General features: G+C 60.3%; 11 protein-coding genes and 3 pseudogenes. 11 read left to right on the top strand and 3 right to left on the bottom strand.

Going from position 1 to position 13,451, the window contains the following annotated elements:
- Positions 1-158: 158 nt before the first annotated feature.
- The 4 genes and pseudogenes from sdaAB to MUN79_RS20340 all read left to right on the top strand — a co-directional run bounded on the left by sdaAB (position 159) and on the right by MUN79_RS20340 (position 5,088).
- Entirely contained in the window at positions 159-839 is a 681-nt protein-coding gene (sdaAB, locus tag MUN79_RS20355; protein WP_244674416.1) for an L-serine ammonia-lyase, iron-sulfur-dependent subunit beta, read from the top strand.
- A gap of 39 nt (positions 840-878) precedes the next feature.
- Positions 879-2,414: a TolC family protein gene (locus tag MUN79_RS20350; protein WP_244674415.1), complete on the top strand. Its 1,536-nt coding sequence runs from the start codon at positions 879-881 to the stop codon at positions 2,412-2,414.
- 126 nt (positions 2,415-2,540) lie between these two features.
- Positions 2,541-3,926, top strand: a complete 1,386-nt coding sequence (locus MUN79_RS20345) for an efflux RND transporter periplasmic adaptor subunit (protein WP_244674414.1) — start codon at positions 2,541-2,543, stop codon at positions 3,924-3,926.
- Positions 3,927-4,114: 188 nt separating this feature from the next.
- A pseudogene (locus MUN79_RS20340) lies at positions 4,115-5,088 on the top strand (NAD(P)H-dependent glycerol-3-phosphate dehydrogenase).
- Positions 5,089-5,119: 31 nt separating this feature from the next.
- On the opposite strand, the gene MUN79_RS20335 reads toward MUN79_RS20340, so the two are convergent.
- Entirely contained in the window at positions 5,120-5,407 is a 288-nt protein-coding gene (locus MUN79_RS20335; RefSeq protein ID WP_244674413.1) for a hypothetical protein, read from the bottom strand.
- Positions 5,408-5,603: 196 nt separating this feature from the next.
- Between MUN79_RS20335 and MUN79_RS20330 the strand changes: the two genes are divergently transcribed.
- Together MUN79_RS20330 and MUN79_RS20325 are read left to right on the top strand one after the other, a co-directional pair.
- On the top strand, positions 5,604-5,999 hold the full coding sequence (locus MUN79_RS20330; protein WP_244674412.1) for a DUF4259 domain-containing protein: 396 nt from the start codon (positions 5,604-5,606) through the stop codon (positions 5,997-5,999).
- A gap of 1 nt (position 6,000) precedes the next feature.
- Complete coding sequence (locus MUN79_RS20325) at positions 6,001-6,429, top strand: EamA family transporter (protein WP_244674411.1); 429 nt, start codon at positions 6,001-6,003, stop codon at positions 6,427-6,429.
- Positions 6,430-6,436: 7 nt separating this feature from the next.
- Here MUN79_RS20325 and MUN79_RS20320 read toward each other — a convergent pair whose 3' ends face one another.
- Positions 6,437-6,871, bottom strand: a complete 435-nt coding sequence (locus MUN79_RS20320) for a hypothetical protein (protein WP_244674410.1) — start codon at positions 6,869-6,871, stop codon at positions 6,437-6,439.
- 293 nt (positions 6,872-7,164) lie between these two features.
- Between MUN79_RS20320 and MUN79_RS20315 the strand changes: the two are divergent.
- From MUN79_RS20315 to MUN79_RS31940, 4 genes and pseudogenes are all read left to right on the top strand, one after another.
- A pseudogene (locus MUN79_RS20315) lies at positions 7,165-7,890 on the top strand (MFS transporter); the annotation flags it as partial.
- Between the two features lie 65 nt (positions 7,891-7,955).
- Positions 7,956-8,324 carry an MFS transporter gene (locus tag MUN79_RS20310; RefSeq protein WP_375378187.1) on the top strand — a complete coding sequence of 123 codons (369 nt, stop codon included), beginning with the start codon at positions 7,956-7,958 and terminating at the stop codon, positions 8,322-8,324.
- A gap of 262 nt (positions 8,325-8,586) precedes the next feature.
- A pseudogene (locus MUN79_RS20305) lies at positions 8,587-9,845 on the top strand (catalase); the annotation flags it as partial.
- Positions 9,837-10,280 (top strand): catalase-related domain-containing protein, encoded by a 444-nt coding sequence (locus MUN79_RS31940; protein ID WP_375378265.1) that lies wholly within the window; start codon positions 9,837-9,839, stop codon positions 10,278-10,280. The pseudogene MUN79_RS20305 and the gene MUN79_RS31940, both read left to right, overlap by 9 nt.
- Positions 10,281-10,368: 88 nt before the next feature.
- On the opposite strand, the gene MUN79_RS20300 is transcribed toward MUN79_RS31940, so the two are convergent.
- The gene (locus MUN79_RS20300; RefSeq protein ID WP_244674407.1) at positions 10,369-11,856 is read right to left on the bottom strand and encodes a hypothetical protein; all 1,488 of its coding nucleotides are present in this window, start codon (positions 11,854-11,856) and stop codon (positions 10,369-10,371) included.
- 232 nt (positions 11,857-12,088) lie between these two features.
- On the opposite strand from MUN79_RS20300, the gene MUN79_RS20295 reads away from it, so the two are divergent.
- Positions 12,089-13,276 carry a glycoside hydrolase family 88 protein gene (locus tag MUN79_RS20295; protein WP_244674406.1) on the top strand — a complete coding sequence of 396 codons (1,188 nt, stop codon included), beginning with the start codon at positions 12,089-12,091 and terminating at the stop codon, positions 13,274-13,276.
- The last annotated feature ends 175 nt before the right edge of the window (positions 13,277-13,451 follow it).

Genomic DNA, 13,451 nt, shown 5'->3' with positions numbered 1-13,451 from the left:
AAGGAACAAAAAAGCCGCCGAAACTGCCAGTTGCAGGCAACCCTTGGCCCGCGGCAGCCATCTACTGGGGCATCAGCGTTTCGCGCGGGCCAACCCCCTACGTACGCCCGACGATTTTGGTTGGTATCCCGGCCAAATCCCCTACTTTTAGCCCACTTATGGCCGAAAAAAGCAGCATTTTTGATATGATCGGGCCCGTGATGATCGGGCCGAGCAGCTCCCATACGGCGGGCGTGGTCCGGATTGCCAGCGCGGCCATCCGCATCCTGGGCTCCTTGCCCACGCATGCCATTATTACCTTCTACAATTCGTTTGCCCGCACCTACGAGGGCCACGGCTCCGACCGCGCCATCGTGGCCGGCCTGCTGGGCATGGCCACCGACGACAAGCGCATCCGCGAGGCTTTCGAGCACGCCGCGCAGGCGGGCCTGCAGTATACCTTTCAGAGCGTGGGCAACGCCTCCACCATGCACCCCAACACCATCCGGCTGCAGCTGCGAGACGAGCGCACGGGCCACAGCGTGGAGGTTATTGGGCAGAGCCGGGGCGGGGGCGTAATCCGCATCGTGGAAGTCGACGGGTTTCCCTCCGATTTCTCGGCTTCCCTGCACACGCTCATCGTGGATGCCGACGACCGGCCCGGTTCTATTGCCTTCATTGCCTCGGTCATTGCCCACGACGACTGCAACATTGCCACCATGTTCGTGAGCCGGAAGGGCAAGAACGACGCGGCCCGGCAGTTCATCGAAATGGACTCGGGTATCAAGGAAATAACCCTCGAATACCTGCGCCAGCTCAGCTGGGTACACCGAGTAACTTATATTCCTAATATTGAATAATTACTTTTGCTACGCCGGTCTTCGCCAGCGCTCTGCCCTATGAAAACACCTCGTACTCCGTTTCTGTACCAGTTAGCCACGGCGGGCGTCGGAGCGCTGCTGCTCAGTGCCGCTGTTCTGCCAGCCGCCGCCCAAACGACCACGCCGACCCAGCCCCCGGCCGGCTCGGTGCCCGCGGCCGCGCCCAGCGGACCCTACACCCTGCAGCGGGCCATCGACGTAGCCCTGCAAAACAACCTGTCGGTGCGGCAGTCGCAGCTCTCGGCCGAGCTCAGTGAGGCCACCCTGCGCCAGAGCCGCCTGAGTCAGCTGCCCACCGCCAACGCCTCGGCCTCCCAGAGCTGGAACTACGGTACCAACGTGGACCCGCTCACCTTTCAGTTTCAGAACCAGACCACCCGGGCCAACAACTTCTCGGCCACGGCGGGTTTGAACCTGTTCTCGGGCTTTCAGGTGCGCAATACGATTAAGCGCAACCAGCTCGACTACCAGGCCGGCCTAAGTGACATCGAGAAGTCGCGCAATGACATTGCCCTGAACGTGGCCTCGTCGTTTTTGCAGCTGGTGCTGGCCCAGGAGCTGGTGCGGGCCAACGAAGCGCGCGTCAACAGCAGCCAGCAGCAGGTAGCCCGCACGCAAAAGCTGTTGAAAGCGGGCAGCGTGGCCGAAAGCAACCTGCTCGACAGCCAGGCCCAGCTGGCCTCCGATGAGCTCAACGTGATTACGGCCCAAAACCAGGTGGCTTTTTACAAGCTGCAGCTGGCCCAGCTGTTGAATCTGCCCTCCGTCGCCGGCTTTGAGATTGAGGTGCCCAGCCTGCCCGACCCGGACGACGAGGCTCCGCTGGCCTCCAATCCGGAAGGCACCTACCAGACGGCTGTAGGCATGATGCCGGAAATTAAGGCCGCCGACCTGCGGGTAGAAAGCTCGCTGCGCGGGACGGAAATAGCCCGCGGCGCTTATTTCCCGCGCCTTTCCTTCGGGGCCAGCATTTTCTCGGGCTACTCCTCAGCCCGCATCGGGCGCAAGCTCACCGGCGACTCGACCATCGTACCCTCGGGCTTTATTTACCAGCTTACACCCACGGGTCCGCAGGCCGTGCCGGGCGTGTTTGCCGGTATTCTGCAGCCCCGCTTCGAAACCCTGCCCGAAGGCTTCAGCTCCCAGGTAAAAAACAACCTGGGTAAGCAGGTCCAGTTCAACCTTTCCATTCCGATTCTCAACGGCTGGCAGGCCCGCACCAACGTGCAGCGCTCCGTTATTGGGGTGAAGCAGAGTGAGTTGCGCGCCGAGCAAACCCGCCTAGAGCTGCGCCAAAGCATTCAGCAGGCCTACGCCGACGCCATTGCCGCCCAGCGTCGCTATGGCTCCGCCAAGCGCCAAACGGAAGCTTTGAGCGCGGCCTACCGCAACGCGGAAATCCGCTTCAACAACGGCCTGCTCAACGGCACCGACTTCAACATTGCCAAAAACAACCTATATGGGGCCGAGTCGAGCATGATTCAGGCCAAATACGAGTTCATCTTCCGGCGTAAAGTGCTGGATTTCTACGAAGGACGTGCCCTTAGCTTGTAAGTCGATTTTCAGTTAAGAGAAGCCAGTAGCCGGGATATTTAGTCCCGACTACTGGCTTCTTGCTTTTTTTGCCCCAACTTTCCACCGTTTCGCTTCCTCTTACCCTCGATTTGCTTTTTATCGAATATGAAAAACAACCGCTTACTCTACGCTTTATTACTCGTCGTCCTGGTGATGATTGTCGGCTTTGTAGTCGCCAAAAAGAAGGGCTGGGTAGGGCAGCCGGCCGGCACGGAGGTTATGACGGCCAAAGCCGCGCCGCAGACCATTGTGGAGAAAGTCAGTGCCTCGGGCAAGATTCAGCCCGAAACCGAAGTGAAAATCTCTCCCGACGTATCCGGCGAAATCATCGAGCTGTACGTGGCCGAGGGCGACTCGGTGAAGAAGGGCCAGCTGCTGCTGCGCATCCGTCCTGATAACTACCAGGCCAACGTGAACATGCAGTCGGCTACGGTGAACACCCAGCGCGCCAACGTGGGCCAGACCCAGGCCCGCCTGCAGCAGCTCATCGCCTCGGCCAAACAAACCGAGTTGACGTACCGCCGCAACGCCTCGCTTTACAAGCAGAAAGTCATTTCGCAGGCCGACTACGAGGCCAGCAAAGCCGCCTATGATGCTTCTCAGGAGGAAATCAACTCGGCCCGCCAGAGCATCCGGGCGGCCCAGAGCAATGTGGCCAGCGCCCAGGCCGGCCTGGAGGAAGCCCGCAAGAACCTGAACAAAACCACGATTTACGCCCCGGTAAGCGGCACGGTGAGCAAGCTTAACGTGGAGAAAGGCGAGCGGGTAGTGGGTACCACTCAGATGGCCGGTACCGAAATCATGCGCATTGCCAACCTCAACTCGATGGAAGTGCGGGTAAACGTGAATGAAAACGACATTATCAACGTGCACCTCGGCGACTCGGCCGACGTGGAAGTGGACAGCTACGCCAGCAAGGACGAGAAGTTCCGCGGCATCGTGACCAGCATTGCCAACACGGCCAAGGACGCGCTGACGGCCGAGGCCGTAACCGAGTTTGAGGTTCGGATTCGCCTCCTGCCCGACTCGTACCGCCACCTGGTGCGCACCGTGCAAGGCCGCACGGTCGTGCCGTTCCGCCCCGGCATGACGGCTTCGGTCGACGTGATTACCGACCGGAAAAGTAACGTCCTGAGCGTGCCGCTGGCTGCCGTCACGACCCGCTCCGACAGCACCCTAACCGCGGGGGCCAAGCCCGAGGAGAAAGGGGCCGCCATTCCGGTGAGTGCCAAGGCCGGGCCTAAAACGGAAATTCAGGAAGTGGTATTCGTCGTCCGCAATGGCAAATCGGTGCTGACGCCCGTTAAGACCGGTATCAGCGACTTTGCCAACATCGAAATCCGCAGCGGCCTGCAGGCCGGCGACGAGGTGGTAAGCGGGCCGTTCCGGGCCGTGGCCAAAACGCTCAAGGACGGTGCTCAGGTCGTGGTGAAAGACGCCAAGACCATCAACAAAGCGGCCCTGAAGGAGGAGCCCGAGGGCGACAAGTAAGCCGCCGCTAGCGCCAAGGCCTAACAGGCGCAGGCCAAATGCTAATAAACGCGTACTAAATGCTAACAGTCGCGTTTTCGGGTAGTTGAGAGGCCGGAGGCAGTTGCTGCTTCCAGCCTCTCATTTTTTTTGCCTAAACTCGGCTCCCTGACCTCTAAAATTCCCAATCCCCGGTGGATAAAATAGCCATGATTGGCGGCGGCTCCTGGGCCACCGCGCTTACCAAGATTCTGTCGGAAAACGGTGCCCGCGTGGGCTGGTGGATGCGCAGCAAAGACGACGTGCAGCACTTGCTGCGCACCCGGCACAACCCGCGCTACCTGTCCTCGGTGGCCTTCGACCTGAACCGGGTGCTGCCCTCCACCGAACTCAAGGAAACCGTGGAAGAAGCCGACTGGCTCGTGCTGGCCGTGCCCGCGGCCTTCGTGCAAAGCTCCCTGGACAAGCTCGACCGGGACCTGCTCAAAAACAAGCGCGTCATTTCGGCCATCAAGGGCATGGTGCCCAGCAAAAACGTGCTGGTAACCGACTACGTGGCCGAGCGGTTCCGGCTTGCCCACGACCGAATCGGGGTGGTGGCCGGGCCCTGCCACGCCGAGGAAGTGGCCCTGGAAAAGCAGAGCTACCTGACCATTGGCTCGCCCAGCCTGACGTTGGCCGAAGACTTCTGCCACCTGCTGCGCAACCGCTACGTGAAGGCCCACCCCATGGAGGACCTCGACGGCATCGAGTACTTCGCCGTGATGAAAAACATCATTGCCCTGACCTGCGGCATTGCCCACGGCCTAGGCTACGGCGACAATTTTCAGGCGGTGCTAGTGAGCAACGCGGTGCAGGAAATGCGGCGCTTCGTGCACGCCATGAACCCCAGCCGCGCGACCTGTCGGCCTCGGCTTACCTGGGTGATTTGCTGGTAACAGCTTATTCGCAGTTTTCGCGCAACCGCACCTTCGGTAACATGATCGGGCGGGGCTACTCGGTGAAGTCGGCGCAGATGGAGATGAATATGGTGGCCGAGGGCTACTACGCCGTCAAGAGCATACACGAGCTCAACAAGAAGCTCGGCGTACACATGCCCATTACCTCGGCGGCCTACCACGTGCTCTACGAGAAGATTTCCCCGGCCGTGGAGTTAGAGATTCTCAAGGAGAAGTTTAAGTAAGGCGCCTAACTGCTTGCAAATGAAGTAGAACCTATTTCAGAGCCAAGCTGATATCGACTAACTCATGCGGGTTTATCGGAGCTTTCATGATAGCTGTATCATGGAAGTAGCCCTGCAGAACCGAGAGTTTATCAGTGAGCACCTGGCTATGAGGTTTGACAACCGCACCTTCGTACGGATGGTGTTTCAAAGTTAGTTTCGGGATGTCCCGGTTATCGAAATCGAGTTTCAGGACGTAGTCAGCTTCAACTGGTTCCAGGATGAGCGAAATGCGGATACCGGCTTTACCGTACTGCTGGAGGCCGTCTGCCGGTGGCAAAATGAAACGCTATACTGGGCTGAAGACCTTGACTGGCGTTTAGACTCAGACGACAAGAACAACTACCGCTGGATTGCCGCTAAGCAAGGGCGTTGGCGCATCGTAAAATCCGCGCTGGGGCCACACTCAATCTTGTTCCCGCCAATCAATTCGTAGCGACTTTACGTTAGCTACTCCTAAAAACCGAAAACCACCTATGGGCACCTGGGGCTACTACAACTTTGACAACGACGCGGCGGCCGACTTCGCCGAGGATTTTCGCGACAACCACAGCGAGGCCGTACTCTATGAGGCTTTAGCCACCGCCGCTGAGGAGGAGGGCACCTTAGAGGCACCCGAAGCCAGTGAAGCCCTGGCCGCGGCCGAAATTGTAGCCGCCATTTTGGGCAAGCCCGCCCAGGATTTTCCCGTCGACCTGATTCCGGTGATTGTAAAGCTGGACGCGGCCGAAAGTGAAGACCTGCGCGAACTGGCCATTGGCGCCGTGGAGGCCGTGGTGCGCAAGTCGCAGCTGCAGGAGCAGTGGGCCGAAAAGGAGGACTACCAGAACTGGCAGCACCGGCAGCAGGAGTTGCTGGAGCGCCTCAAGTAGCATGCCCTGGCTGGCTCTGGCGCTGCTTACGGCTTTCTGCCTGGCGCTCTACAATTTCTTTATCAAGCTGGCTGCCGACCAAATTCCGGCCGCCGTAGGGGCCGTGGTGCTGCAGCTGGTAGCTGCTGCGCTGGGGGCCGTGTGGCTGCTTCGGCTTAAGCTGCTGGGCCAACCGCTGCCCATTACCGGCAAAGGACTGCTGCTGGCTACCATGGCCGGACTGGGCGTGGGGCTAGCCGAAATCCTGACGTTCGTGGTCTTTAGCCGCGGGGTGCCTTCCTCGGTCGGCACGCCGGTAATTGTGGGCGGTTCGGTGCTGCTTACGGCCGTGCTGGGCCTAGTTGTGCTGCGCGAGGCGCTGTCGTGGTCCCAGGCGCTGGGGCTGGTCAGCATTGTGGTAGGCATAGCCCTGCTGGCCCGCGGGCACTAGCCGGGGCTTACTGGGCCAGTTTCAACGGCTGGCGCTGGCTGAGCACCTGCAGGCTGCGGTGCAGAGCGGCGCACAGATGGCTGTGGTGGCAGGCCAGATACGTGCTCAGCAGCGCGTCTTTGTACACAAAAATCTTCGTGTCCGGGTACCAGGGTTGAGCGTCCAGGGGCGGGCAAAAAACGGTAAGCAGCAGCCGGTAGCCACCGGGAAAGGATAGACTAAGCGCGGCACCGTGGTGCTCCTGATCCTGCCAGCCCTCCACTGCCCGCGGCTGGAAAGTCAGCAGTAGCGGCAAACATTCATTCAGCTGCGTAAGCGTAAGCTCCTGGCACGAGTCTGACAAGGTGCCCACCAGCCCCAGCTGCTTGCTCAACTCGGTCCGTATTTTCTGGCTTAGCCGCTCGTGGCGCTGCGAACTTTTGAACAGTAACAATCTTTTCATACACACGCTTAACCCGGCTCTGGACAAACTACCGCCGCCCAGGAGCAGGTGGCCGTACAAAGTCTGCCCAACGGTAATTCGTTCCCGCTGCCAAAAATATTTAGCGCGGTTGTTGATGGGGCCGCGCTGCCGCCCGCTCACCGGGTGGCTTGCCGGGCCCTACAACAACCGCTCCCAACCTGATTTTGGTTGAGCGAAAAGGCCGGTTCCCATGCTTCTTTCTCCTTGCAGAATATTGGCTAGTCAGGTATAGTAGAGCTGCTAGTGAGGGTGGGAAAAATGCTTTAAATCAAATGTTTATGCTTTCATTGCTTTCCCCGGGTCAAGTGTCGGTAAAGGCGCACCGGCTGGCCGTCAGTACACTGTTTTTTCTGCAGGGCCTGTGCTTTGCCAGCTGGGCGTCCCGCATTCCCAGCATTCAGCAGAAGATGGGCCTGACGGAAGCCGAACTGGGCCTGGTGCTTATCACCTTGCCCGTGGGTCTGATGTTATCCTTGCCTTTGGCCGGGTGGTTGGTCGCTACGCAAGGTAGCCGCAGAATGGCGCTGGTGGGCGCTGTGCTCTACAGCAGTACGCTAGTCAGCATTGGCTGGGCCCAGAATCTGTATCAGCTGGTAGCCTGCTTGTTTCTCTACGGGGTAACCAGCAACCTGACCAATATTGCCGTCAACACGCAGGCCGTGGGCGTGGAAGCCTTATATCAGCGCCCGATTATGGCCGCTTTTCATGGTTTGTGGAGTCTGGCCGGGTTTACCGGGGCGGCCATTGGTAATTTCATGAGTGCGCGGGGCATTGATCCGCTCGGGCACTTTGCCGTTATCTGGGGCGCTATTTTGGTAGGGCTGGTCGGGTGTTGGCCCTACACGTTGCGCGAAGACCGGGGTGGGGAAGCGAATCAGCCCATTTTTGCCCGGCCCGACAAAGCCTTGCTAGGCCTGGGCCTGATTGCCTTCTGCTCCATGATTTGTGAGGGAGCCATGTTCGACTGGAGCGGCATTTACTTTCGCAAGGTAGTGCAGGCCGAACCAGCCTGGGTGGGCGTGGGCTACACGGCTTTTATGAGCACCATGGCCGGGGGCGCTTCGTGGCCGACTGGTTTGCCCACCGCTACGGCGTGCGGGCGGTATTACAAGTCAGTGGGTTGCTCACGGCGGCGGGCCTGCTACTGGCCGTGTTGCTGCCGGCTTTGCCCACGGCGGTGCTGGGTTTTTTACTGGTGGGCTTCGGCGTCTCGTCGGTGGTGCCACTAGTGTATAGCGCGGCGGGCAAGGCTTCTACAATGTCGCCGGGCGTGGCGCTGGCCGCCGTGTCCACGGTTGGGTTCCTGGGCTTTCTGATCGGGCCGCCGCTGATTGGACTGGTTGCCGGAGCTGCGAGCCTGCGGATTTCCTTTTCCATTATTGCCGTCATGGGTCTGTGCATTACCCTGGTTGCTAGTCGGGCTAAAGTATAAGATTTGGTTCTGCCAGTGCCGGCTTGCTCCTTCGTTGGGCAGGCAGGGCCTCTGCTCAACTGGTAAGTAATAGGCCTTCAGTGCAAGAGAGTTAAGTCAGAAATATGGTGCTGCAATCCGGCCGAAAGCGTTTTGGCCAAGCGGAAAGCGTGTGGCTCAAGCTAGCCCTGTCCTTGAAAAGGGATAATCGGTCCGGATTCGTTATAAAACATTCTCACTCTTTTTTGGTATTTTACTACTTCCAATCCATCCCAAAATACCAATGGCACAGAACGAAGAACAGAACCAGAACGGCGCGGCTGGCTCCAATGGCCACGATGTATCCGGCGACGGCACGGGCACGGCTGTCACGGGCGCCGGCACCTCCCACGACTCGCGCACGGCTGACGGGGAGAATGCCCAGACCCTGACTACCCGCCAGGGCCACCCGCTCACCAACAACCAGAACATCCGCACCATCGGCAACCGGGGTGCGGCCACGCTGGAGAACTACGCCTTCATCGAAAAAATCAGCCACTTCGACCGGGAGCGGATTCCGGAGCGGGTGGTGCACGCCCGCGGCGCCGGCGCCCACGGCGTATTCGAAGCCTACGGCACGGTAGGCGGGGAGCCTATTGCCAAGTATACCCGCGCCAAGCTGTTCCAGGAAAAAGGGAAGCAGACGCCGGTGTTCGTGCGCTTCAGCACCGTAGGCCACGGCGGCCACTCGCCCGAAACCCTGCGCGACCCCGCGGCTTCGCCGTGAAGTTCTACACCGAGGACGGCAACTGGGATTTGGTGGGCAATAACCTGAAGGTGTTCTTCATCCGCGACGCCATGAAGTTCCCGGATCTGATTCACTCCCAGAAGCCCGACCCGGTAACCAACCGCCAGAGCGGGGAGCGGATTTTCGACTTTATCTGCAACACCCCGGAGGCCATGCACATGGTGTCCTTCCTGTTTTCGCCCTGGGGCATTCCGGCTAACTACCGGCAGATGCAGGGCTCGGGCGTGAACACCTATAAGTGGGTAAATGCGCAAGGCGACGCCGTGCTGGTGAAATACCACTGGGAGCCGCTGCAGGGCATTAAAAACCTGACGGCCCAGGAAGCGGAGGCCATTCAGGCCAAAAACTTCAACCACGCCACCCAAGACCTGTTCGAGCACATTGCCAAGGGCGAATTCCCCGAGTGGGAACTGTGCGTGCAGATTATGAGCGACGACGAGCACCCTGAGCTGGACTTCGACCCGCTCGACGACACCAAGATCTGGCCCGAAGACCAGTTTCCCTTCCTGCCCGTGGGCAAGATGACGCTGAACCGCAACCCCGAAAACTACTTCGCCGAAGTGGAGCAGTCGGCTTTCGGTACCGGCGTGCTGGTCGACGGCCTCGACTTCTCCGACGACAAGATGCTGCAGGGTCGCACGTTCTCGTATTCGGATACTCAGCGCTACCGCGTGGGTACCAACTACTTGCAGCTGCCCATCAACGCGCCTAAAAAGCACGTGGCTACAAACCAGCGCGACGGTCAGATGGCTTATCATGTCGATTCGGCCCCGAACCAGAATCTGCACATCAACTACGAGCCCAGCTCCCTGAACGGCCTGAAGGAAGCGCCCCGCAGCGCCCCCGACCATATGCCCGAGTACAAGGGCCGCCTGATGAAGCAGACCATTGACCGGCAAAACAACTTCAAGCAGGCTGGCGAGCGGTACCGCCTGCACGAGGATTGGGAGCGCGACGACCTGATCAACAATATGGTGGGGGCCCTGGCCGATGCCGACCGCCGCGTGAGCGACAAAATGGTGGAGCTTTGCACTAACTGCGACCCGGACTGGGGCCGGCGCCTGGCCGAAGGCCTGGAGCAAGCCCGCAACGGCAAAACGGCCGAGGGTGGCAACCAGTACAACGAAGCCCGCGGCTCAGAAGCTGTGGCCCAGGCCGAAGCTACGGCCCACGACGCCAAGCCATATTAGTCAAAGCTAAAAACATTATATTAAAAAAGGCCCCAGGAGCATTCCTGGGGCCTTTTTGTTGTGCCAAGACCATTGACTAGTGAACTGCTTAGTCGCCGTCAGGACTGGTATCGTCCAAGTCCGGCTCGGCCATTTCGGGCATTATTTCGGAGGAATCGGTGGATTGGGTAGGCGTTACGGTAGAATCCTGGATAACGGGCTCCTCGCGCTGGAGTAGGAAATCATCGGTAGAATCTACGGCAGCAGCAGCCGGCGCGGGTTGTGCTTTTGGCTGCTGGTTGCGTTGCCGGGGCACCGTTATTTGGGGCTTTGGCGGGGAAATCAGCTTGCCGGCCAGATGAATAGCACCCCACACGCCCCAGCCCAGACCACCCGCCACGGCGGCCACCACGGCTACGCGGTGCCAGCGCACCTGCCAGTCGGCGACCGGGCGGGGTGGAGCCGACACCCGGCGGGGTAGCCTGGCAGTCGCCGGGGTTACAGGCGCAGCTGCGGATAGAGGAGCAGGAGCCGAAGCAGCCGGGGCAGCAGGAGCGGGGCGGGCTTGTAGTTGCTGCAGGGCTTGACCCAATTGCTCAATGCGGGCATCGAGCTGGCGGTTGCGGGCGGCTAGTTCGGCCTGAGCCTGGCGCACGGCTTCGGCCAGCGCCGCTTTTTCCCGGGTTTCGGCCGCCAGGCGGGCCTGCAGCTCCGCCGATTCGGGCGCAACTGCCGATGCCTGGCGAAGCTGGGCCTGGAGCTGGGCAATGGTTTGTTCTCGGGCTGCTTCGCGGGCCGCGGCGGCGCGGTTTTGTTCCTGCAGCTCGGCCCGCACCTGCTGGCGAATCAGTTCCAGCCGGGCTTTTTCGTCCTGGCTGGCAGCTTGGGAATCGGGTGGTGAGAAGCCGTAGGGCTGGTCGTGGGGCACGTCTTCGGCCCCGAGCCAACGCCACAGCTGCCGCGCCCGGTACTCCCAGAAGCCCATGGGTGCTACCAACTCCGATACCTCTTCCAATACGTCATCTTCCCCCGTTGCCGCTTCCCCGGCCAGGTCCTCAAACCAGCGTACCAGGGTTGTTTCCGGCAGGTCAATGCCGACGCGCGTCAGGTTCCACAGGCGGCGGGGCAGGTGGGCTGCCTGCCGCAACAGGCCGAAGGTGTCGGCCTCGGGCAGCTGCCGCAACTGGGTTTCCACCGCAGGGCCAAATTCCACAGCCGCGCTGAACACGGCCAGACCCGTAATGTCGGGGGGCGCCACGGTAGTCGGCCCCAGGTCGGCGCTTAGCCAGGCTGCCAGCACTCTTTGCTGCTGCTGGAAGGTAGCCAATGGATTTTCCAGCTCTTGCCCGCCCAAATGCCAGGATGACAGCGCTGCCGCATCAATATGCAATTCGCCCTGCCCGGGCATCAACTGCAGGGCGGTGACGCTGCGCGGGCGGATAACGACGGCATCGAAGGCGGCATCGGCCACGGTGAAATTGCCCAACAGCACGGTGGGTACGGGTGGGTCCTCGGCGGCTAAAGCGGCCTGCAGGGCGTCGTAGTGCGCTTGACGGTCGGCATCGGCAAAGGGTGCGAATAGCAGGCTGTGGAGCATAGACAAAGAAAGCGGATTACTTCGGGCCGGCATTTAAACCGTGCTGAAGCCCGGCAGTTGGCCCTTACGCAGCCCCACTGGAGCCAGTTTGCTTTTCAAGTAAGGCCACTCCGTTGAATTAGGCTGCCAAAACGTTTTAGGCTTTTGTGCGGGGCCGGATACGCAAGTATGCCCAGACTATCCTTACTTGCGCCCACTCTCCCGAGTTCTTCCTTTCTCCAACCACTAGCCCGTGAAACGTTCCGCTGTATTTGTACCCGCCCTGGCGGCGGTGTTAACCCTGTTTTCTTCTTTTTCGGCCACGGCGCAAAAGCGCAAAATCAACGTGCAGCAGGAATTTGCCCGGGCCGGGGAGCAGCTTACGCAGTTGCTGAAAACCCACCCTGACCGCACCAAGTTTCCGTACTCCACCCGGCCCGACGGTGCGCTGAAGGACACCAAGTCGGAGTGGTGGACCAGCGGCTTTTTTGGGAGTACGCTCTGGTACATGTACGAGTACACCAAGCAGCCCCAGTGGCAGCAGGCGGCCGACCAGTGGACGGTGGCCATGCAGCAGGAACAGCACAACACCGGTACCCACGACCTGGGCTTTATGTTGTATTGCCCCTTCGGCAACGGCTACCGCCTCACCCAAAACCCTGCTTACAAGCCCGTCTTGCTCACCGGCGCCCAGTCGTTGGCCACCCGTTTCAACCCGCAGGTGGGCCTGATCAAGTCCTGGAACGACTTTGCCGGCTATAAATACCCGGTTATCATCGACAACATGATGAACCTGGAGCTGCTCACCTGGGCTGCCCGCACCAGCGGCGACTCCACCCTGCGCCGCCTGAGCATCACGCACGCCGACAATACCCTGAAAAACCACTTCCGGCCCGACGGCAGCACCTTTCACGTGGTGTGCTACGACGATAAAGGCCAAGTGCTGGCCCGCAAAACGGCCCAGGGCGCGGCCGACAACTCGGCCTGGGCGCGGGGGCAGGCCTGGGCTATTTACGGCTATACCATGCTTTACCGCGAAACCAAGCTGGACCGCTACCGGCAGCAGGCCCGCAAAACCGCCGACTTTTTCCTGAACCATCCCAACCTGCCAGCCGACAAGATTCCGTACTGGGATTTCAACGCGCCCGGCATCCCGAAAGAGGAGCGCGACGCCTCCGCGGCAGCCATTGTGGCCTCGGCCCTGCTTGAATTGCAGCAGTATAGCCCCGCCGCCGATGCTAAGCGCTACCGACAGGCCGCCGAGCAGATGCTGGTGAGCCTGAGCAGCCCCGCCTACCACGCCACCCTGGGCGACAATCAGAACTTCCTGATCAAGCACTGCGTGGCCCACAAGCCCGCCAAGACGGAAGTAGACGCCCCGCTGGTGTACGCCGATTACTACTACCTGGAAGCCCTGCTCCGCTACGACCGGCTAAAGTAAATCGGCTTAAGAGGGCAGGCAACGCGGGCTAAGGTCACGTAATACCTGCCTATAGCAAGATGGCTAGGGGACGCATAGTTTCTCTCTACTTCGAAAGTATTTAAATGATGTGGTCAGGCCGGCCGGGAGTCGTCGCCCGGCCGGCCTGACCACATCATTATGCGGTTTTATATAG

It is taken from the genome of Hymenobacter cellulosilyticus, assembly GCF_022919215.1.
Classification (GTDB): Bacteria; Bacteroidota; Bacteroidia; order Cytophagales; family Hymenobacteraceae; genus Hymenobacter; species Hymenobacter cellulosilyticus.
This window is presented reverse-complemented; position numbering and strand designations above follow the sequence as displayed.

Coding starts and splice junctions, on each gene's coding strand:
- MUN79_RS20345 (WP_244674414.1), top strand. CDS start 2,541: ATGAAAAACAACCGCTTACTCTACGCTTTATTACTCGTCGTCCTGGTG.
- sdaAB (WP_244674416.1), top strand. CDS start 159: ATGGCCGAAAAAAGCAGCATTTTTGATATGATCGGGCCCGTGATGATC.
- MUN79_RS20330 (WP_244674412.1), top strand. CDS start 5,604: ATGGGCACCTGGGGCTACTACAACTTTGACAACGACGCGGCGGCCGAC.
- MUN79_RS20320 (WP_244674410.1), bottom strand. CDS start 6,871: ATGAAAAGATTGTTACTGTTCAAAAGTTCGCAGCGCCACGAGCGGCTA.
- MUN79_RS20325 (WP_244674411.1), top strand. CDS start 6,001: ATGCCCTGGCTGGCTCTGGCGCTGCTTACGGCTTTCTGCCTGGCGCTC.
- MUN79_RS31940 (WP_375378265.1), top strand. CDS start 9,837: ATGGCTTATCATGTCGATTCGGCCCCGAACCAGAATCTGCACATCAAC.
- MUN79_RS20350 (WP_244674415.1), top strand. CDS start 879: ATGAAAACACCTCGTACTCCGTTTCTGTACCAGTTAGCCACGGCGGGC.
- MUN79_RS20300 (WP_244674407.1), bottom strand. CDS start 11,856: ATGCTCCACAGCCTGCTATTCGCACCCTTTGCCGATGCCGACCGTCAA.